The sequence below is a fragment of the Amycolatopsis balhimycina FH 1894 genome (assembly GCF_000384295.1).
In the GTDB taxonomy this organism is placed as follows: domain Bacteria; phylum Actinomycetota; class Actinomycetes; order Mycobacteriales; family Pseudonocardiaceae; genus Amycolatopsis; species Amycolatopsis balhimycina.
Genome location: NZ_KB913037.1, coordinates 9,060,850 through 9,080,862 on the forward strand (window position 1 = coordinate 9,060,850; position 20,013 = coordinate 9,080,862).

The 20,013-nt window shown below is 71.8% G+C and carries 18 protein-coding genes; 15 read left to right on the plus strand and 3 right to left on the minus strand.

What is annotated here, in order from left to right; genetic code table 11:
- Position 1 precedes the first annotated feature (1 nt).
- Entirely contained in the window at positions 2 to 559 is a 558-nt protein-coding gene (locus A3CE_RS0141825; RefSeq protein WP_020646081.1) for a PPE domain-containing protein, read from the plus strand.
- On the plus strand, positions 556 to 1,275 hold the full coding sequence (locus tag A3CE_RS0141830) for an ESX secretion-associated protein EspG (protein ID WP_020646082.1): 720 nt from the start codon (positions 556 to 558) through the stop codon (positions 1,273 to 1,275). The genes A3CE_RS0141825 and A3CE_RS0141830 overlap by 4 nt, the downstream gene beginning before the upstream one ends.
- A gap of 66 nt (positions 1,276 to 1,341) precedes the next feature.
- Here A3CE_RS0141830 and A3CE_RS0141835 read toward each other — a convergent pair whose 3' ends face one another.
- Positions 1,342 to 2,238 carry a hypothetical protein gene (locus A3CE_RS0141835; RefSeq protein WP_020646083.1) on the minus strand — a complete coding sequence of 299 codons (897 nt, stop codon included), beginning with the start codon at positions 2,236 to 2,238 and terminating at the stop codon, positions 1,342 to 1,344.
- Between the two features lie 547 nt (positions 2,239 to 2,785).
- Here A3CE_RS0141835 and mraZ point away from each other — a divergent pair.
- The 13 genes from mraZ to A3CE_RS0141905 all read left to right on the plus strand — a co-directional run bounded on the left by mraZ (position 2,786) and on the right by A3CE_RS0141905 (position 18,597).
- Positions 2,786 to 3,217, plus strand: coding sequence for a division/cell wall cluster transcriptional repressor MraZ (gene mraZ / locus A3CE_RS0141840; protein WP_014467434.1), 432 nt, complete (start codon positions 2,786 to 2,788; stop codon positions 3,215 to 3,217).
- Between the two features lie 213 nt (positions 3,218 to 3,430).
- A complete protein-coding gene (gene rsmH, locus A3CE_RS0141845; RefSeq protein ID WP_020646084.1) occupies positions 3,431 to 4,384 on the plus strand; it encodes a 16S rRNA (cytosine(1402)-N(4))-methyltransferase RsmH in 954 nt (317 codons plus the stop codon).
- Complete coding sequence (ftsL, locus tag A3CE_RS0141850; RefSeq protein ID WP_020646085.1) at positions 4,381 to 5,100, plus strand: cell division protein FtsL; 720 nt, start codon at positions 4,381 to 4,383, stop codon at positions 5,098 to 5,100. The genes rsmH and ftsL overlap by 4 nt, the downstream gene beginning before the upstream one ends.
- Complete coding sequence (locus A3CE_RS0141855) at positions 5,100 to 7,025, plus strand: peptidoglycan D,D-transpeptidase FtsI family protein (RefSeq protein ID WP_020646086.1); 1,926 nt, start codon at positions 5,100 to 5,102, stop codon at positions 7,023 to 7,025. The genes ftsL and A3CE_RS0141855 overlap by 1 nt, the downstream gene beginning before the upstream one ends.
- Before the next feature lie 301 nt (positions 7,026 to 7,326).
- Positions 7,327 to 8,862, plus strand: coding sequence for a UDP-N-acetylmuramoyl-L-alanyl-D-glutamate--2,6-diaminopimelate ligase (locus A3CE_RS0141865; RefSeq protein ID WP_020646088.1), 1,536 nt, complete (start codon positions 7,327 to 7,329; stop codon positions 8,860 to 8,862).
- The gene (locus A3CE_RS0141870; RefSeq protein ID WP_020646089.1) at positions 8,859 to 10,361 is read left to right on the plus strand and encodes a UDP-N-acetylmuramoyl-tripeptide--D-alanyl-D-alanine ligase; all 1,503 of its coding nucleotides are present in this window, start codon (positions 8,859 to 8,861) and stop codon (positions 10,359 to 10,361) included. Before A3CE_RS0141865 ends, A3CE_RS0141870 begins: the two co-directional genes overlap by 4 nt.
- Positions 10,358 to 11,440, plus strand: coding sequence for a phospho-N-acetylmuramoyl-pentapeptide-transferase (mraY, locus tag A3CE_RS0141875; RefSeq protein WP_020646090.1), 1,083 nt, complete (start codon positions 10,358 to 10,360; stop codon positions 11,438 to 11,440). The genes A3CE_RS0141870 and mraY overlap by 4 nt, the downstream gene beginning before the upstream one ends.
- A gap of 2 nt (positions 11,441 to 11,442) precedes the next feature.
- The gene (gene murD / locus A3CE_RS0141880; RefSeq protein ID WP_020646091.1) at positions 11,443 to 12,849 is read left to right on the plus strand and encodes a UDP-N-acetylmuramoyl-L-alanine--D-glutamate ligase; all 1,407 of its coding nucleotides are present in this window, start codon (positions 11,443 to 11,445) and stop codon (positions 12,847 to 12,849) included.
- Complete coding sequence (gene ftsW / locus A3CE_RS0141885; protein WP_020646092.1) at positions 12,836 to 14,347, plus strand: putative lipid II flippase FtsW; 1,512 nt, start codon at positions 12,836 to 12,838, stop codon at positions 14,345 to 14,347. The genes murD and ftsW overlap by 14 nt, the downstream gene beginning before the upstream one ends.
- A complete protein-coding gene (gene murG / locus A3CE_RS0141890) occupies positions 14,344 to 15,468 on the plus strand; it encodes an undecaprenyldiphospho-muramoylpentapeptide beta-N-acetylglucosaminyltransferase (RefSeq protein ID WP_026469373.1) in 1,125 nt (374 codons plus the stop codon). The genes ftsW and murG overlap by 4 nt, the downstream gene beginning before the upstream one ends.
- Positions 15,461 to 16,858, plus strand: a complete 1,398-nt coding sequence (murC, locus tag A3CE_RS0141895; protein ID WP_020646094.1) for a UDP-N-acetylmuramate--L-alanine ligase — start codon at positions 15,461 to 15,463, stop codon at positions 16,856 to 16,858. Before murG ends, murC begins: the two co-directional genes overlap by 8 nt.
- A gap of 4 nt (positions 16,859 to 16,862) precedes the next feature.
- Complete coding sequence (locus A3CE_RS0141900) at positions 16,863 to 17,690, plus strand: cell division protein FtsQ/DivIB (protein WP_020646095.1); 828 nt, start codon at positions 16,863 to 16,865, stop codon at positions 17,688 to 17,690.
- Between the two features lie 76 nt (positions 17,691 to 17,766).
- Positions 17,767 to 18,597, plus strand: coding sequence for an NAD(P)H-binding protein (locus A3CE_RS0141905; protein ID WP_020646096.1), 831 nt, complete (start codon positions 17,767 to 17,769; stop codon positions 18,595 to 18,597).
- Positions 18,598 to 18,708: 111 nt separating this feature from the next.
- Here A3CE_RS0141905 and A3CE_RS0141910 read toward each other — a convergent pair whose 3' ends face one another.
- The gene (locus A3CE_RS0141910; protein ID WP_020638208.1) at positions 18,709 to 19,602 is read right to left on the minus strand and encodes an IS3 family transposase; all 894 of its coding nucleotides are present in this window, start codon (positions 19,600 to 19,602) and stop codon (positions 18,709 to 18,711) included.
- Positions 19,599 to 19,913: a transposase gene (locus A3CE_RS0141915; protein ID WP_169523903.1), complete on the minus strand. Its 315-nt coding sequence runs from the start codon at positions 19,911 to 19,913 to the stop codon at positions 19,599 to 19,601. Before A3CE_RS0141915 ends, A3CE_RS0141910 begins: the two co-directional genes overlap by 4 nt.
- Positions 19,914 to 20,013 lie beyond the last annotated feature (100 nt).

The window sequence follows — 20,013 nt, forward strand, 5'->3', positions numbered from 1 at the left end:
TGTGCCCGAACCCCCGGTTCCCGCCGCGCGGTACGAGTCCTACAGCCACGAAGCGATGGCCGCCGAGGTCGAGCGGGGCAACGACCCGGCCGCCGCGGGCGAGGCGGGCGCGCGCTGGGAGGGGCTGGCGAAACGGCTGCAGGAGTCGACGGCCGGCGTCGCCGCGCTCGTCGCTTCCTCGGAGGAGAGCTGGCGAGGTGACGCGGGGGACGCGGCGCGGGCGGCACTGGACCGGGCCGCGCGGTGGCTCGGGCACTCCGCCGCCGTCTCGGCGTCGGTGGGCCGGGCGGTCGGCGCGCAGGCGGAGGCGGCCGCACGGGCCCGGGCCGACATGCCGCCGCCGGTGGCGTACGACCCGGCGGCGATGATCCGCGACGCCGCTTCGTCCGGGAACTTGCTCGTCCTGGCCGGGCTGGCCGACGAGATGGCGGCCCGCCGCGCCGAAGCGGAAGCCGCGCGGCAGAAGGCGATCGACGTGATGCGCACCCGGGACGCGGCGTTGCGCGGCCACGTGCCCGCCGAGGCGTTCCCGGCCCCACCGGCGCTGGGGCGGGCTTGATCCGCGTCTCCGCGTCGGCGTTCGACGTCCTCTGGACCGACCTCGGCCACGACCGCCCGCCGGAGCCGCTGAGCGTCCGCAGCGTCGGCGGGACCGACGAGGAACGCGCCGAAGTGCGGAAAGCGGTGTACGCGAACCTCGCCGAACGCGGTCTCTACGACGGTTCTTTGGAACCTGCGTTGGCTTCGCGCTTGGAGCTCCTCGCCTCGGGCGAGGTCTTCGTCGCGTGCGAGGCATTGGCGGACATGACCGCTCCGGCGCCGTTCCGCGCGGTGACGGCCGCGCGTGGCCGCCGCGGTGTCCTGGCGACCCAGCCGGAGCAGACGATCGCCCTGGACACCATCGGCGACGGCGAGCTGTGCACGGCGCTGGTGGACGTCCTGCCGGAGCTGACGGCAGGCCCCGGCTACGGCGTCAGCCTGCCGGCGACGGCGCTGTCTTCCGACGTGGGTTCCCGTTCGGCTGCCGCCCAGCGGCAGGAGGCGCTGGCGATCCAGGCCCGGCCGGTGTACGCGGCGGGACAGTTCAGCGTGAGCCGCCGGTCCGGCCCGGGCCGCGTCGAGCGGCTCGGCGGCTTGACGTGGTTCGACACCGACGTCGGCGCGTACTGCGCGACGAAAACCGCGGGCCGGGGTGGGGACTGGGTCACGGTGAGCCCGGTGGACAGCACCCGCCTGGCGGCCCGCGTCGCGGCCCTCCTCGCCCCGGAAGCCTGACCCCCCGGCCTGCTCCGGAGGTCTTGAATGACTCATACAGGACCTCCGAGGTCCTGAATGAGTCATTCAAGACGCCAGCCGGACCGGCGGACGTGGACGGGCGGCCGCGGCGCGGTAGGCGGACACGAGGTGCGCGACGACTGCGCGCGGTTCTGTGCGCAGCTGGCTGGGGACTGTCTGCACCACGGAGACTCCGGCCGCGGCGTACCGGTTGTTGCGGGCGAGGGTTGCGGCATAGCCGGGTTGCCCGAAATGGAACTCGAAGGAGTCGATCTCCCAGGCCAGTGCCACCTCGTCCCACCACGCGTCCGGGGTGGCGACGTAGCGGCCCTGCTCGTCGTGGAGGACGAAGTTCCAGAGAGGATCCGGCAGGCCGGTGCGGCGGACCAACGCCATGGCCTCGGCCTCGGCGGCGGACCGGGCGCCGTGCGCGATCTCCTGCAGCGCTGCGCGTGGCAGGGCGCTGCCCCGGGTGCTCCCGTTTTCCAGCTCGGTCGACAGGTCCGCCGGGGCGACCTCCAGTTGCTGCACTGCTTCGGCCAGCAGCGCCCGGACCGGGGCACGCTCGGTCAACCGGCGGCATTCGTCCAGCACCGACCGGACCGCAGGGGCAAGGGGCAGTCCGTCGATCCGGACCGGGGCGGGCATTCGCGTCGTCCGTTCGACGAGCACGTAGCCGCTGCTCGTGGTCTTCAGGTGGGCAGGCAGAAGGAGGTGGAGGGGTTCCCCCGGCACAGCCGGGCGCCGCAGCCCTTGGCGCCGGCAGGACTCCAGCCCGGTGATGACCGCCTGGTCACCGCAGTAGAGGAGGGCGCCCTCGATCAACTGCCGACGCGTCGGCTCGCCCGTACGCAACAGGATGACGCCGGGCAGGAGCCGTTGCCACGGCCGGCCCGGGTGGCACCGCCGGTAGCTCGTCCGCTGCGGCACGCCCAGGGACTCCAGGTGTGCCACGGTGATCACCCCACGTCTGCTGGCCGCGAAGAGCGCTTCCGCATCGCGTGCCCATGTGTGTCTGCCCACCCCTCCATGGTCGCCGTCGAAACCGCCGGGCGGCAGCCCTCTCCGCAATCTGTGGACTACTCACTGTCATCGCGGAGGCCCTGTGGACAACTCGGCGGCCGCCAGCGTCTTGAATGACTCATTCAGGACCTGGGAGGTCCTGAATGAGTCATTCAAGACCTCCCCACCGGGCCCCACTGGCGGGCCCCACCGGGCCCCACTTGGGGGGTGGAGGGTTCTTTCGCGGCCGTTATGCGGACGCTTGGGGGACAGCTGAGGTTGCTCCGGGACCCGGGGTGGGGGATCTTGGCCACCGTCCCCCACCGGGGCCCCCACCTGGCCCCACCCTGCTGACCTGCGTAAACAGAACACCCGACGGAGTGGTCCGCGCGTTTGTCGCGTTGACTGTGGTGAAAAGTGGGGTACGGTGGTGGCCAGTGGGGCGGAAGGGAAGCCCCGGGGCCGTCCGAGGTGGTTCGCCACCGAAGGCGGTAGGGAGGTGGAGGCCGTGTTCCTCGGCACCCACACCCCGAAGCTGGACGACAAGGGGCGGCTCGCGCTGCCCGCGAAGTTCCGTGACGCCTTGGCGGGTGGGCTGATGCTTACCAAGGGGCAGGACCACTGCCTCTTCGTCTTCCCCCGCGCCGAGTTCGAGCAGATGGCGCGCAAGGTCGCCGAGGCCCCGTTCACCAACGAGGCGGTTCGGGCCTACCAGCGCTACCTGTTCGCCGGCACGGACGAGCAACGCCCTGACGGGCAGGGGCGCATCACCATCGCGCCCGAGCTCCGCCGCTACGCGGGGCTCAGCAAGGAGTGCGTGGTGATCGGGGCGATCACCAGGCTGGAGATCTGGGACGCCCAAGCGTGGCAGGGCTACCTGGAGGAACACGAAGACAGCTACGCGAAGGCTCGAGAGGAAGTACTGCCGGGCGTCTTCTAGACGTGCGGTCGCGGTGCACCTGCGTCGTCGGGGGACGAGAGGTTCGCCGCCCGCATGACGAGGGGAAGCCCACCCGGATGCCGTGAGGCCTCTGTCCGCTCAACAGCCCTGGTGCACCTTCCCCGGTACCAGGTCGGCAGCGGGCGGACAGGGACCTGACGGCATCCGCCATATTTCCCCCGGGCCGTCCAGGCGAGAAAGGGGGAGGGGAACATGACAGCACCCGAACACGTCCCGGTGCTGCTCGACCGGATCGTCGAGCTGTTCACTCCCGTGTTCGCCGACCGTGACGGCGTCCTCGTGGACGCCACCGTCGGCCTCGGCGGGCATTCCGACGCCCTCCTCGAAGCCTTTCCGCGGCTGCGCCTCGTCGCGCTCGACCGCGACCCCGCGGCGCTGGAGAAGTCGGCGGAACGCCTCGCCCGGCACGGCGACCGCGTCGACCTCGTGCACACCGTCTACGACGGACTTCCGGAGGCCCTCGAAAGCGTGGGCCTCCGAAAGGCCGACGGCATCCTGTTCGACCTCGGCGTCTCGTCGATGCAGCTGGACCGGGCCGAGCGCGGGTTCGCCTATTCCAAGGACTCGCCGCTGGACATGCGGATGGACCCGACCACCGGGTTCACCGCCGCCGACGTGCTCAACACCTACACCCCCGGCGAGCTGATCCGGATCCTGCGGGACTACGGCGAGGAACGCTTCGCCCAGCGGATCGTCAAAGCGGTCGTCGCCGCGCGGGCGAAGGAGCCGTTCACGAACAGCGGGCGCCTGGTCGAGCTGCTCTACGACGCCGTCCCGGCCGCCACCCGGCGGACCGGCGGGCACCCGGCCAAGCGCACGTTCCAGGCGCTGCGGATCGAGGTCAACGGCGAACTCGAAGTGCTCCGCCGCGCCATGCCCGCCGCACTGGGCGCGCTGAAGACGGGTGCACGCATCGTCGTCGAGTCGTACCAGTCCCTGGAGGACCGCCTGGTCAAGCAGGCGCTGGCCGAGCTCGCGAAGTCCCGCACCCCGGAAGGGCTTCCGGTGGAGCTGCCCGGCCACGGGCCGGAGTTCAAGCTCCTGACGCGGGGCGCCGAGAAGGCCGGCGAAGAGGAGATCGAACGTAACCCGCGCGCCGCTTCGGTGCGGCTGCGGGCCGCAGAGAGGATCGGAGAGCCGCGATGACCGCTCCCGCGAAGTCCCGCCGCCGGGCCGCGCCGGCGCGGGCCCGCAGCGAGGCCGCCCGCACGCCGGCCACCACCGAGCCGGACGTGCAGCCGCTCGAGCCGGGCAAGGCCGCGCCCCGGCGTGCGTCCCGTGGCCGTACTTCCGCGGCCGAGCGCGCCTACGCGCGCCGCGCCCAGCGCGCCGACCTGCTCAAGGACCGCGAGCCGCGGCCCGAGCCGAAGCCCGCCGAGCCGGGCGGGTCCAAGGTCAAGCTCAAGCTGATGCTGCCGAAGTCGCGGGCGTCGTTCGTGCTGATGATGATGGCGCTGCTGGCCGTCGGCGTGGCCACCACGCTGTGGCTGACCACGCAGGCGATTGCCGACTCCTACCGGCTCGAGCAGCTGCGCACCACCAACGGGCGCCTGGCCGAGACCAAGGAACAGCTGCAGCGCGACGTCGCGAAGGCCGAGTCGCCCGCTTCGCTGGCCCCCGCGGCCCAGCAGCTGGGCATGGTGCCCGGTGGCGACCCGGCGCGGGTCGTCGTCGGTCCCGACGGCAAGACCACCCTCGTCGGCGAGCCCAAGAAGGCCAAGGCCGACACACCCGCCGTGGTGGTCGCGCCGCCGGTCGCGGCCGCCGCCGGCACCCAGTCGCAGCAGGGCGCGCCGGTGGAGGGTGACCAGCCCGCCGTGCCCGCCGAGGAGCAGCCCGCGCCGGCGGGAGGCGGCCAGTGATGGCTTCGACGCGGGCGCAGACCCGCCCGCGCGCCGGAAGTGCGCGGCGGACCTATGCCGCGGGGACGCGGAGCGCCGCCGCGCGGCGGGGCAACGGCGGGCACCGCAGCCGGTTCTCCGCCGTGCGCCTGCTGCTGGTCGCCTTGCTGCTCGTCGCGGGCGTGAAACTGGTGCAGGTGCAGTGGTTCGACGCCGCGGCGCTCTCGGCCGCGGCCGAACGGCAGCGCACCCAGACCATCGACATCCCCGCCCAGCGCGGGTCCATTGTGGACCGCAACGGCGCGAAGCTGGCGTTCAGCGTCGAGGTGCGCTCGCTGTCGGTGAACCTCAAGGCGTTGCACAAGAGCATGGACGACTGGGTCGCGAAGAACCCCGGCACCAAGAAGACGTTCGACAGCGAGACCGCGGCGGCCGCGAAGTACATCGCGGCCAAGGTGCCGAACCAGCTGACCGAGCAGCAGCTGCTGGACCAGTTCCACAAGCAGGCGTCCTTCACCTACCTCGAGCACAACGTCGAACCGTCGGTCGCGGCCGACATCTGGAAGCAGTTCTCGTGGATCGAACGCGAGAAGCGGGCGCTGCGCGAGTACCCGGGCGACAACCTGGCGTCGAACATCGTCGGCGTCGCCAACTGGCGCACCGAAGACAAGGACATCTCGAAGCACAACCTGCACGGCCTGGTCGGGCTGGAGCAGTCCCGCGACAACGACCTCGCGGGCACGCCCGGCCGGATGCTGGTCAACACCAAGAACGGCAGCGACAACGTCGTCATCCCGGGCACCGAGCGCGACCTCCAGGCCGCCGTCCCGGGTTCCGACCTCGAGCTGACCATCGACTCGGACCTGCAGTACGAGCTGCAGCGCCAGCTGACCGACTACGTGCAGCAGTCACACGCCAAGGGCGGCCAGGCCGTCGTCATGGACGCGAAGACCGGCGAGGTCTACGCGCTGGCCAACGACAAGACGTTCGACCCGAACGACCCCTCGACGTTCAACGACCCCGAGGCGATGAACGACCGCGCGGTGACCACGCCGTTCGAACCCGGGTCGGTGAACAAGATCGTCACCGCCACGGGCGCGATCGCGTACGGCGTCGCGACGCCCGAGTCGACGCTCGAGGTGCCGGGCTCGATGCCGGTGGCCGACAAGGTCGTGCACGACGCCTGGACCCACGGCACGCAGACGTTCACCACGACCGGCGTCTTCGCCAAGTCGTCCAACATCGGCACCCTGCTGCTGGCGCAGAAGGTCGGCGCGGAGCACTACGCCGACCTGCTGAAGAAGTTCGGCCTCGGCCAGCGCACCGGCGTCGGCCTGCCCGGCGAAAGCGCAGGTTCCGTGCCCGCGCGCAGCCAGTGGTCGGCCACCACCTTCGGCAACCTGCCCATCGGGCAGGGCCTGTCGATGACCATCCTGCAGATGACCGGGATGTACCAGGCGATCGCGAACGACGGCCTGCGCGTCGAACCGCGGATCGTCAAGGCGAAGATCAACCCCGACGGCACCGCCGTGCCCGAGCCGGCGCCGAAGACGGTGCAGGTGGTCAGCCCGGAGGCGGCCAAGACGGTGCGCGACATGATGCGCGCGGTCGCCCAGAACGGCAAGGGCCTGCAGAAGGGCACCGCGACGACGGCCGCGGTCGAGGGGTACCAGATCTCCGGGAAGACGGGCACCGGCCAGCAGGTCGACCCGCGGACGAAGGCCTACAGCGACCACCTCTACAACATCACCTTCGCCGGCATCCTGCCCGCCGACCACCCCCGGTTCGTGGTGGGGATCCGGCTGGACGCGCCCGACACGACGCTGCCGGGGGGGCATTCCGCCGCGCCGTTGTTCCACACCATCGCTTCGTACCTGACGCAGCGGTACCAGATTCCGTTGTCCGACGGCTCGTCGCCGGTGGTTCCGCTCGTCATCACGCCGTAGGCACTGTCCGTTAAAGCCCCCTCACGCGGGTTCTCGGATGTCATGAACGACTCTTTCCTGTCATCGGACGAGGTGAACGAGTCGTTCATGACATCGCAGGGGGCTTTGACACGCCGAACGTCCACATCGGCCTGCCGCGACGGCGGAACCCTTGCGGCGCAATGGGGTCGGGATCGCCGTTTAGCACATGTGCCGGGCGCGCACGCAATCGCCGTACCGCGTGCGGGGGCCCGAACCGGCCGCCGGTAGCCTCTTGGCCGTGTCCGTGTCCTCGTCCAGTTCCCAGGTGCCGGAAAGCCCGGTGAAAGCGGTCCCCGCGCCGCCCCGCCCGGCGCGCATCGTCCCGGTCCCGCTGGCGACCCTCCTCGCCCGGGCGGACGCCCGCCTGATCGCCGGCTCGCCCGACGCGGCCGAGCTCACCGTCACCGGCACCACGCTGCGCGCACAGCACGTGCTCCCCGGTGACCTCTTCGCCGCCCTCCCGGGCGCCCGCGCCCACGGCGCCGACTTCAGCGACCAGGCTGTCGCCGCCGGGGCCGTCGCGGTGCTCACCGACGCCGAAGGCGCCGAGCGGCCCGCGCTGCGCGACGCCGGCGTCCCGATCCTCGTCCACGCCGACCCGCGCGCCGCCCTCGGCGAGATCGCCGCCTGGATCTACGGCGAGCCCTCCCTGCGGCTGGCCGTCCTCGGCGTCACCGGCACCTCCGGCAAGACCACGACGTCCTACCTGGTCGACGCCGGGCTCCAGGCCGCCGGCCTGACCACCGGCCTGATCGGCACCGTCGAGACCCGCATCGCGGGCGAGCGCCTGGTCAGCGGCTTCACCACGCCCGAGGCGCCCGACCTGCAGGCCTTGCTCGCGGTGATGCTCGAACGCGGCGTCACGCACGTGCCGATGGAGGTCTCCAGCCACGCGCTCGCGCTGGGCCGCGTCAACGGCACCCGGTTCGCCGTCGGCGCGTTCACCAACCTCTCCCAGGACCACCTGGACTTCCACAAGGACATGCAGGAGTACTTCGCCGCGAAGTCCCTGCTGTTCGACGGCCGCTCGACCACCGAGGTCGTCGTGGTCGACAGCGCGTGGGGGCAGGCCCTGCTCACCCCGCAGACGATCACCGTGACCACGGATCCCGGCACCGACGCGGCGTGGAAGGCCACCGACCTCGAGGCGACGCCGCAGGGTGAGCAGACGTTCACCCTGCACGGCCCCGGCGGCGTCAGCGCCCGCGCCCGGATCCCGCTGCCCGGCGAGTTCAACGTCGCCAACGCCGTGCTCGCCGCCGCGATCCTGAGCACCGCGGGCGTGGGCCTGGAGCACATCGTCACCGGGCTCGCCCAGGTGCAGGTGCCGGGCCGGATGGAGCGCGTCTACGTCGGCCAGGAGTTCACCGCCGTCGTCGACTACGCCCACAAGCCGGCCGCGGTCGCCCAGGGCCTGGACGCGCTGCGGGCCCGCGCGGAGGGCCGGATCATCACCGTGCTCGGCTGCGGCGGCGACCGGGACACCGCCAAGCGCCCGATGATGGGCGAGGCCGCGGCCCGGCGCAGCGAGGTCCTGATCGTCACCGACGACAACCCCCGCTCCGAGGACCCCGCGGCGATCCGTGCCGCCATGCTCGCCGGCGCCCGTGCGGCCGGGCCCGCCGAGATCGTCGAGATCGCCGATCGCCGCGAGGCCATCGCGCACGCCGTCTCACTCGCCGAGCCGGGGGACATCGTCTTCCTCGCCGGCAAGGGGCACGAATCCGGCCAGGAGGCCGGTGGCGTCGTGCACCCGTTCTCCGACCGCGACGAACTGGCCGCGGCCATTCGCAACAAACTCGAGGTGAGTGTGTGATCGTGCTCAGCCTGGCCGAGATCGCCGACGTCGTCGGCGGCCGGCTGCACCGCGCCGACGGGGGCGCGCAAGTGACCGGCAGCGTGGAGTTCGACACCCGGCAGCTCGCCCCCGGCGGCCTGTACGTCGCCCTGCCGGGGGCGAAGGTCGACGGCCACGACTTCGCCGCCCAGGCCGTCGAGGCCGGCGCCGTGGCCGTGCTGGCCGCCCGCGAGGTCGACGCGCCCGCGATCATCGTGCCGCGGCCCGCCGTGGGCGAGACCCACGAGCGGGCGTTCGCGCTGCACGCCGACAAGGACGGCTCCGGCGCCGCGGTGCTCGCCGCGCTCGGGAAGCTCGCCCGGTACGTCGTGCGGCGCCTGGCCGAGGGCGAGCTCACCGTCGTCGGCGTCACCGGCTCCTCCGGCAAGACCTCCACCAAGGACGTCATCGCCCAGCTGATCGAGCCGCTCGGCCCGACGGTCGCGCCGCCCGGGTCGTTCAACAACGAGCTGGGCCACCCGTGGACGGCCCTGCGTGCCGACACCGGCACCCGGCACCTGGTGCTGGAGATGTCCGCGCGCGGGCTCGGGCACATCGCCGAGCTCGCGGCCATCGCGCCGCCGAAGATCGGCGTCGTGCTCAACGTCGGCACCGCGCACGTCGGCGAGTTCGGCTCGCGCGAAGGCATCGCGAAGGCCAAGGGCGAGCTGGTCGAGGCCCTGCCTGCCGACGGCCTCGCGGTGCTCAACCTCGACGACCCGCTGGTCGCGGCCATGGCGAGCCGCACGAAGGCCCGGGTGGTCTACGTCGGCGAGAGCGCGTCCGCGCAGGTCCGCGCGGCCGACATCACCCTCGACGACGAGGCCCGCGCGTCCTTCCGGCTGATCACCCCGGTCGGCGAGGCCTCGGTGAAGCTGCCGCTGCACGGCGAGCACCACGTCGGCAACGCGCTGTCCGCCGCGGCGGTCGCGCTGGAGCTGGGCGCGACGCCGGCGGAGATCGCCGCCCGCCTTTCGCAGCTCGAGCAGCGTTCCGCGCGCCGCATGGAGGTCGTCACCCGGCCCGCCGACGGCGTCACCTTCCTCAACGACTCCTACAACGCCAACCCCGAGTCGGTGCGGGCCGGCCTGAAGGCCCTCGCGGCGATGACGCGGGAGACCGGCCGCCGGTCCTGGGCCGTGCTCGGCGTGATGGCCGAGCTCGGCGCGGACTCGGTCACCGCGCACGACGAGATCGGCAGGCTCGTCGTGCGGCTCAACATCGCCAAGCTCGTCGTGGTCGGCCCCGAGGCGGCGGCGATGCACCAGGGCGCGTGCCACGAGGGCTCCTGGGGCGAGGAAGCCGCCCTGGTCCCCGACGTCGAGGCCGCCGTCGCCCTGCTGCGCGACCAGCTCCGTCCCGAGGACGTGGTGCTGGTCAAGGCGTCCAAGTCCGCCGCTCTCTGGCGCATCGTCGACGCCCTGCTCGACCAGCGCCAGTCCGACAAGTCCGAACGCTCGAACGGTGGTGACGCGTGATCAGCATCCTGATCGCGGCCGCGGCGGGTCTGCTGATCTCCATCCTGCTCACGCCCTACCTGATCCGGGTCTTCTCCCGGCAGGGCTTCGGCCAGGAGATCCGCGAGGAAGGCCCCCAGGGACACAAGTCCAAGCGCGGCACGCCGACCATGGGCGGCGTGGCGATCATCGTCGCGATGGTCGTGGGCTACTTCGCCGCCCACCTGATCAACTGGATGTTCAACTCCCGCAGCGGCGCGCCGACGGCCTCCGGGCTGCTCGTGCTGATGCTCGCGGTGGGCCTCGGGATCGTCGGGTTTCTCGACGACTTCATCAAGATCCGCAAGCAGCGCAACCTGGGGCTGAACAAGACCGCGAAGCTGGTCGGGCAGCTCGTGGTCACCATCGCGTTCGCGGTCCTGGTGCTGAACTTCCCGAACGCGCAGGGGCTCACGCCGGCGTCGGAGAGCCTCTCCTACGTCCGCGATCTCGCGCTGATCACCTTTCCGTCGGTGATCTTCGTGATCTTCTGCTACATCGTGATCTCCGGCTGGTCGAACGCGGTGAACTTCACCGACGGCCTCGACGGCCTGGCCGGCGGCTCCGCGGCGATGGTGCTGGCGACCTACGTCGTCATCTCGTTCTGGCAGGAGCGGCTCAACTGCGCGAACGGCCCGGCGCAGGCCTGCTACGACGTCCGCGACCCGCTGGACCTGGCCGTGGTCGCCGCCGCGGCGACCGGCGCCTGCGTCGGGTTCCTCTGGTGGAACGCGGCCCCGGCGAAGATCTTCATGGGCGACACCGGCTCGCTGGCCCTCGGCGGCCTGGTCGCCGGCCTGTCCATGACCACCCGCACCGAGCTGCTCGCCATCGTCATCGGCGGCCTGTTCATGGTCGAGATGATCTCGGTGGTCGCGCAGATCGCGGTGTTCCGGACGACCCGGCGACGGGTCTTCCGGATGGCGCCGTTCCACCACCACTTCGAGCTCGCCGGGTGGGCCGAAACCACGGTGATCATCCGGTTCTGGCTGCTCTCGGCGATCTGCTGCATGTTCGGGCTCGGCCTGTTCTACAGCGAGCAACTCGGCTTCGGAGGCTGACGTTGGAGATCGCGGGTCGTCACGTTCTCGTCGCCGGGGCCGGGGTCACCGGGAAGTCGATCGTGCCCGTGCTCACCGAGCTGGGCGCGAAGGTCACGGTCACCGACGGCAACGCCGAACGCCTCGCCGAGCTGGACGGCCTGGGCGCCGAGCTGGTGCCGGGCCTGACCGAGCCTCCCGAAGACACGGTCCTCGTCGTCACCAGCCCCGGCTGGCGACCGACGTCGCCGCTGCTCGCGGCCGCGGCCGAGGCGGGTGTCGAGGTCATCGGCGACGTCGAGCTGGCCTGGCGCGTGGGGCAGCTGCGCGAGCACCCGCCGTCGTGGCTGGTCGTGACCGGCACCAACGGCAAGACGACCACCGTGGGCATGCTGGAGTCGATCCTCAAGGCGGCCGGTGCGAACGCCGTGGCCTGCGGGAACATCGGCTACGCGGCGCTCGACGCGGTCCGCGCCGGCTACGACGTGCTGGCCGTCGAGCTGTCCAGCTTCCAGCTGCACTGGTCCTCGACGCTGGCCCCGGACGCCGCCGTGGTGCTCAACCTGGCCGAGGACCACATCGACTGGCACGGCTCGATGGACGAGTACGCGGCCGCCAAGGGCCGCGTGTACACCCGGGCCAAGGTCGCCGTGCACAACGCCGACGACGAGTGGTCCACCCGGATCGCTTCGGAGCACGCGCCCGAGAGCGCCCGCCGCGTCGGCTTCCAGCTCGACACCCCCCGCGCCGGTGAACTGGGGATCGTCGAGGACCTGCTGGTCGACCGCGCTTTCGTCGCCGACCCGGCGAACAGCGCCGAGGAACTCGCCACGCTCTCCGACGTCCGCCCGGCGGGCCCGCACAACGTCGCGAACGCCCTCGCCGCGGCCGCGCTGGCCCGCGCCCACGGCGTCTCGCCGGAGGCCGTGCTGAAGGGCCTGCGCGAGTACCAGCCCGCGCCGCACCGGGCCGTCGAGGTGGCCGAGGTCGCCGGCGTCCGGTACGTCAACGACTCGAAGGCGACCAACCCGCACGCGGCCGCCGGGTCGCTGCGGGCGCACGAATCGATCGTGTGGATCGCCGGCGGCCAGCTCAAGGGCGCCTCCGTCGACGAGCTGGTGAGCAGCATCGCAGGCCGCCTGCGCGCAGTTGTGCTACTCGGCGTCGATTCACCCGTGATCGCCGCCGCGGTCGCGCGACACGCGCCGGATGTCCCGGTGAACAGCCTCCGTCCGGGTGACGATGAACCCATGACTGCGGCGGTGAGTGCGGCCAGCGCGATGGCCCGGCCCGGAGACGTGGTGCTGCTGGCACCCGCCGCGGCGTCGTTGGACATGTTCACGAGCTACGGCGAGCGCGGCGACGCGTTCGCCGCGGCCGTGCGTGTCCTCCGCGACGACGCAGCGGGGGAGCCGAGTGACGACAGCTGAACCCAAGCCCGCACCACCGCCGAAGCGGCCACGCCGCGAGCGCAAGGAAAGCGGGTTCGTCGCCGTCCGGACCGCGCTGACCGCGTGGCTTTCCCGCCCGCTGGCGTCGTTCCACCTCGTGCTCGCCCTCACCGGCGTGCTCACCGTCATCGGCATCGTCATGGTGCTGTCGGCGTCGTCGGTCGCGTCCTACAACCCGAAGACCGGCAGCGGCGTCTACTCGCTGTTCGTCAAGCACCTCGTGTTCGTCGCGATCGGCTCGGTCGTGTTCTGGCTCGGCCTGCGGGTCAAGCTGGAGCGGATCCGGCGGATGTCGGCCACCGCGACGGTGATCTGCCTCGGCCTGCTGGTGCTCGTGCTCACCCCGCTCGGCTCGGAGGTCAACGGCTCGCAGGGCTGGTTCAAGATCGGCGAGTTCACCTTCCAGCCCGTCGAGGCCGCGAAGGTCGCGCTGGCCTTCTGGGGCGCCCACATCCTGGTGATCAAGTACAACGTGATCCACCAGTGGCGGCACCTGCTGGTGCCGGTGGTGCCGATCGCGCTGCTGATGTTCGCCCTGGTCATGCTGCAGCCCGACCTCGGCGGCACGGTCACCCTCGCCGTTGTGCTCCTGGCGCTGCTGTGGTTCGCCGGCGCCCCGAAACGGCTGTTCGGCGTGATCCTCGCCGGCGGCCTGGCCGGCGTGCTCGTGCTGGCGGTCATCGCGCCCTACCGGCTCGCCCGGGTCATGTCGTTCCTCTCGCCGGACGCCGACGTCACCGCCGAGGGCTTCCAGGCCAACCAGGCCAAGCTGGCACTGGCCGACGGCGGGTTCCTCGGCAAGGGCCTCGGCCAGGGCACCTCCAACTGGGGCTACCTGCCGAACGTGCAGAACGACTTCATCTTCGCCCTGATCGGCGAGGAGCTCGGGCTGATCGGCTGCGTCGTGGTGCTGCTGCTCTTCGGCGGGGTCGCCGTCGTCGGCCTGCGGATCGCCACCCGCAACATCGACCCGTGGATCCGGATCGTCTCCGGCACGCTGACCGTGTTCCTGGTCGCGCAGGCCGGCATCAACATCGGGTACGTCGTCGGCCTGCTGCCGGTCACCGGCGTCACCCTGCCGCTGATCTCCTACGGCGGGACGTCGCTGGTGATCACCATGCTCATCATGGGGGTGCTCGCGAACGCCGCCCGGCACGAACCGGAGGCGGTGGCCGCACTGCGCACACAGGGGCCGGGTAAATTCGGGCGACTGCTGCGGCTGCCCGCGCCCGACCCGTACCGCCCGCCCGCCACCCGCAAGGCGGCGGGACGGAGTGGGGCGAAGGCGGCCAGGCCGGCGCCCCGTGCGGCGCGGCCCGCCCCGGCACAGGAACGACGCAGGTCGGTCCGCGAGCCGGTGCGCCGCAGCGCGGCACGGACGAGCACGACCCGCACGAGCACGTCTCGCGGCGGGGCCGCGCGGACAACAGCGAGCCGTGGTACCCGGAGTACCGCGAACCGGAGAGGTCATCGGTGAGTAACCCCGTCAAGGGAGCCGGGCGATCGCCCGCGGGCAAGGCGCCCGTGGTCGTGGTCGCCGGAGGTGGCAGCGCAGGACACATCGAACCCGCCCTCGCGCTGGCCGACGCCGTCATGCGGCTGCGCCCGGACGCGACGGTCGTGGCGCTCGGCACCGAGCGCGGCCTGGAGAACAAGCTGGTCCCGGCGCGTGGTTACCCGCTGGAGCTGATCCCGCCGGTGCCGATGCCGCGCAAGCCGACGCCGGAGCTGCTCCGGCTGCCGCTGAAGGTCCGCGACTCGGTCCGGAAGACCCGTGAGGTGCTGGAGCGGGTCGGCGCGGACGTCGTCGTCGGCTTCGGCGGCTACGTCGCCCTCCCGGCCTACCTGGCCGCGCGCGGGCGCATCCCGATCGTCGTCCACGAGGCCAACCAGTCGCCGGGCCTGGCGAACAAGGTCGGCGCGCGGTTCGCGCACCGGGTCGCGGTCGCCGTCCCCGGCACGCCGCTGCCGAAGGCCGAGGTCGTCGGGATCCCGCTGCGGCCGTCGATCACGACGCTGGACCGCGCCGCGCTGCGGGCCGAGGCCCGGGAGCACTTCGGCTTGGACCCGGACGCGCCGACGCTGCTGGTGTTCGGCGGTTCGCAGGGCGCGGTGTCGATCAACAACGCCCTGTCGGGCGCGGCGAAGGACTTCGCGGACGCCGGGGTCGGCGTGCTGCACGCGCACGGCCCGAAGAACACCCTGGTCGTCCAGGAGTTCCCGGGCCGGCCGGCGTATGTGCCGGTGCCCTACCTGGAGCGGATGGACCTGGCCTACGCGGCGGCCGACGCCACGGTGTGCCGCTCGGGCGCGATGACCGTCGCCGAGGTGACCGCCGTCGGGCTGCCCGCTGTGTTCGTCCCGCTGCCCTACGGCAACGGCGAGCAGGCCACCAACGCCCGGCCCGCCGTCGACGCCGGGGCCGCGCTGATGGTCGAAGACGCCGACCTCACCCCGGCGAAGGTCGCCGAACTGATCGTCCCGCTGGTGACCGACGCCGACCGCGTCGCGAAGATGAGCGCGGCGGCGGTCGGCATGGGGCACCGCCAAGCCGACGAAGTGCTCGCCAAGATCGTCCTGGAGGCCGCCGGTGCTTGACCTGCCTGAAGACCTGCGCCGGGCCCACCTGATCGGGATCGGCGGCGCCGGCATGTCCGGCATCGCGCGGATCCTGCTGGCCCGGGGCGCTTTCGTGTCGGGCTCGGACGCCAAGGAGTCGCGGGCGCTGCTGTCGCTGCGCGCCCAGGGCGCCGAACTGTTCGTCGGCCAGAACGCTGCGAACATCTCGTCGCTCTCCGAGCCGCCGTCCGCGGTGGTCGTCTCGACGGCGATCAAGGAGACCAACCCGGAGCTGGCCGCGGCCCGCGCCGCCGGCATCCCGGTGCTGCACCGGGCGCAGGCCCTGGCCGGGCTGATGGCGGGCCACCGCATCGCCTGCATCGCGGGCACGCACGGCAAGACGTCGACGACGTCGATGCTCACGGTCGCGCTGCAGCACTGCCGGCTCGACCCGTCGTTCGCCATCGGCGGCGACCTCAACGAGTCCGGCGCCAACGCCCACCACGGCGAGGGCGGCGTCTTCGTCGCCGAGGCCGACGAGAGCGACGGCTCGTTCCTGACGTACGTGCCGTCGGTCGCGGTGGTGACGAACGTCGAGCCGGACCACCTGGACCACCACGGCACTGCCGAGGCATACACGAAGGTGTTCCGGGACTTTGCCGACCGGATCGAGCCGGGCGGGCTGCTGATCGTCTGCGCCGACGACGAGGGGGCCGACGCGCTCGGCGACGAAGCCGAGAAGCGCGGCATCCGGGTGCAGCGGTACGGCCGCTCGGTCAGCGGGGCGGACGACGCCGGGATCACGTCCTACGAGCCGCTGCCCGACGGCGGGATCGTGCGGATCTCGCTGCGGGGCGAGCCGATCGACGTCAAGGTCGCGGTCCCCGGCGAGCACATGGCGCTGAACGCGGTCGCGGCCCTGCTGGCCGGGATCGCGCTGGGCGCGCCCGTGTCCGGGCTGGCCGAAGGGCTCGCGGCGTTCGGCGGGGTGCGGCGCCGGTTCGAGTTCAAGGGCCGGGCGGGCGACGTCCGCGTCTACGACGACTACGCGCACCACCCGACCGAGGTGGCCGCGCAGCTGCGCGCGGTGCGGACGGCGGCCGGAGCCGGCCGGGTCCTCGTGGTCTTCCAGCCGCACCTCTACTCGCGGACCAAGACGTTCTCGACGGAGTTCGCCGAGGCGCTGTCCCTGGCCGACGAGGTCGTCGTGCTCGACGTCTACGGCGCGCGCGAGGAACCGGAACCGGGTGTCACCGGCGCGCTGATCGCCGACCGGGTGACCGCGGCGGTGCACTACGAGCCGGCCTTCGACGTCGCCGCGCCGCTGGTGGCCGGGCTGGCGAAGCCGGGCGACCTCGTGGTGACCATGGGGGCCGGGGACGTGACGCAGCTGGGCCCGGAGATCCTCGCCGAGCTGGACAAGCGCTGAGGCCATGAGCTCGACCAGGGAACGCCGCCGTCCGTCCGAAGAGGACGAACGGGATCGTGCCGCCCTGGCGCGGGAACGGCGGGGGCGGCGCTCCGACGAGGAACGCCGCCGCACCCGCGCGTCCCGGCCGAGCCCGCGCAACCGGCCCAACCGCCACGTTGAGATCCGCCGCCGGTGGGTCGCGCTGCTGAGCGTGCTCACTGTGGTGGCGCTGGTCTACCTGCTGTTCTTCAGCTCGATGCTCGGGGCGCAGAACGTCTCGGTCAGCGGCTCGCGCACGGTGTCCGCCGACCAGATCCGCACGGTGGCGGCGGTGCCGTCCGGCAAGCCGATGCTGCGGCTGAGCACCGACGAGATCCGTGACCGGGTGGCGGCGATGCCGGGCATCGCGACGGTCGAGGTGTCGCGCTCGTGGCCGGACACGGTCGAGATCACGGTGACCGAGCGGACGGCGATCGCGTTCTTCGACAGCGGCCCGGGCGGCGACGGCGTCCACCTCGTCGACGGCGGCGGCGTCGTGTTCAAGACGGTCTCCGCCCGCCCGCCGGGCCTGCCGGAGCTGAAGCTGCCGAAGGTGTCGGCGGACGACCCGGTGACCCGAGCGGTCACCGCGGTGCTCGGCGTGATCCCGGAGCAGCTGCTCAAGCAGGTCACGACCGCGACGGCGAAGACGCCGGCGAGCGTGGAGTTCACCCTGGCCAGCGGCAAGATCGTCCGCTGGGGGACGGCGGAGCAGACGGACCGCAAGGCCAAGGTCCTGGCCGCGCTGCTCACCCAGGAGGGCAAGATCTACGACGTCGCGGCGCCGGAACTGCCGACCATCACCTCCTGAAGTCTTTTTCGCGTGCAGTCGAGTTCCCGTATGCCGTACGATCTCGTATGACATACGGGAATGAGGAGGGTGACTCATGACGATCCTGGTGACGGGCGCGACCGGCAGCGTCGGCCGGTTGGTGGTCGACGAGCTGGTCGCGGCGGGGGTGCCGGTGCGGGCGCTGACCGTCGATCCTTCGCGAGCGAGGCTGCCTTCGGAAGCGGAGGTGGTCGTCGGGTCGCTCGCGAAGCCGTCGACGCTGCCGGTGGCGTTGAAGGGCGTCTCGGCGGTGTACCTGGCGCCGATGGCGAAGACCGTGCGGCGGTTCTGCGAACTGGCGTCGGAGGCGGGTGTTTCGCGGGTGGTGGCACTGTCGGGCAGCAGCGTCGGAGACGGCCACGAGGGGTCCAGCGGGAACGAGTATGCCGCCGTCGAGGCCGCGGTCCGCGACGCCGGGTTCGCCTGGACGTTCCTGCGGCCCGGCGCGTTCATGAACAACACGCTCGACTGGGTGGACATGGTCCGCGCGAGGGAGGTCGCGATGGCCTACGGCGACGCGACGCAGACCCCGATCGACCTCGGCGACATCGCGGCCGTCGCCGCCCGGGTGCTGGGCTCGGACGGGCACGTCGGAGCCACGCACGTCCTCAGTGGACCCGAAGCGATCAGCCTGCGCGGGCAGGTGGCGACGCTGGAGTCGGTGCTGGGTAAGGAAATCCGGTTCCGCGAGCTGACCCGCGCCGAGCAGCGCGCGCAGTGGATCGGGTTCGGCGTACCCGAGGCGGCCGTCGACTGGCTGCTCGACGGCTTCGAGGAAACCCTGCGGCACCCCCAGGTGCCGACCGGCGTCGTCGAAGAGCTGCTGGGCCGTCCGGGGACGACGTACGCGCAATGGGTGGCCGCGCGGCGTGAGGTGTTCGCCTAGTTCGGCCGCCTACGGCCGCTGGACGCGCGTCCAAAGGTCTTGAATGACTCATTCAGGACCTCCGAAGACCTGGGCTTGCCCCGTTTGGGCAGACAGGGTCGATGAGTGAGATCAGGCTACCTGAGGTTCGGTAGCCGGGTGAGTGGTTGTTTCGTAGGCGCTGGGGCTGAGGTAGCCGAGGCTGGAGTGCCGGCGGCGGGTGTTGTACCAGCCTTCGATGTAGCTGAAGATCGCCTGGTGAGCGCGGGTTCTGGTCGGCCAAGGTTGCCGGTCGAGCAGTTCGGTTTTGATGGTCGCGAAGAACGACTCGGCCACCGCGTTGTCCCAGCACTGGCCTGTGCGACCGACCGAGAGCCGGACGCCGGCGTCGGTGGCGGTGCGGGCGAACTGGGCGGAGGTGTACTGGCAGCCGCGGTCGGAGTGGAAGATCACCCCGGGAGCGGGGCGGCGCTGGGTGAGCGCATCACGCAGGGCCTGGTCGATGAGGTCGGTGCGCAGGTGGTCGGCGGTGGCCCAGCCGATGACCTTGCGGGAGGCGAGGTCGATCACGGTGGCCAGGTAGAGCCAGCCTTCCCAGGTGGGGATGTAGGTGATGTCGCCGCACCACCGCGTGTTGATGTTCTCGGGGTGGCAGGTGAAGTCGCGGGTGATCAGGTCCGGGCGGGCCGGGGCGGCGGGGTCGGCGATGGTGGTGGTGCGCCATCGTTTCGGTGTCCGTCCGGCCAGGCCTGCTTGGCGCATCAGCCGGGCGACGCGTTTGCGGGCATGGCGGTGGCCTTGGGCCTGCAGTTCGGCGTGCACCCGCGGTGAACCGTAGGTGCCGCGGGACTCCTCGTGCACTTGCGCGATGTGGTCGGTCAGGGCGGTGTCGGTCAGTTCGCGGGCGGACGGGCCTGCGCGGTGGGTGTAGTAGGCGGCACGGGAGACCTTGAGCAGCGCGCAGGCACGCTTGACAGTGCCCTTGCCGCTGGCGTTCTCCGCCTCGATGAACGGGTAAACGTTCACCGGGTCTCCTTCGCGAAGAAAGCTGTCGCTCGTTTGAGGATTTCCACGTCTTCCCGCAGCCGTGTGTTCTCTTTCCGGAGGGCGGCGAGTTCGGTCTTGTCGTCGCTGGTCAGCCCGTCGGTGCGGGTCCCGGCGTCGCGTTCGGCCTGGACGATCCACTTGCGGACCACTGAGTCGGTCAGCTCGAAGTCCCGGACCACCTCCGGGACGGTTCGCTCGCCGCGCTGCACCAGCTCAACGATCTGCGCTTTGAACTCAGGTGTGAACACCCGCCGGGGTCGTTGACGGGCGCGGGGTTTCTTCTTGGCCACGGGTTCCATGATGAGGGACATCCGTTCTCAGGGGCTTGCGTCCCTGATGAGAGGTGTCCGCCAAACCGGGTCAAGCCCAACCTGAATGAGTCATTCAGGA

Excerpts from the sequence above, each read along its gene's own strand:
- A3CE_RS0141855 (WP_020646086.1), top strand. The coding sequence starts at position 5,100 with ATGGCTTCGACGCGGGCGCAGACCCGCCCGCGCGCCGGAAGTGCGCGG.
- rsmH (WP_020646084.1), top strand. The coding sequence starts at position 3,431 with ATGACAGCACCCGAACACGTCCCGGTGCTGCTCGACCGGATCGTCGAG.
- A3CE_RS0141900 (WP_020646095.1), top strand. The coding sequence starts at position 16,863 with ATGAGCTCGACCAGGGAACGCCGCCGTCCGTCCGAAGAGGACGAACGG.
- A3CE_RS0141905 (WP_020646096.1), top strand. The coding sequence starts at position 17,767 with ATGACGATCCTGGTGACGGGCGCGACCGGCAGCGTCGGCCGGTTGGTG.
- ftsL (WP_020646085.1), top strand. The coding sequence starts at position 4,381 with ATGACCGCTCCCGCGAAGTCCCGCCGCCGGGCCGCGCCGGCGCGGGCC.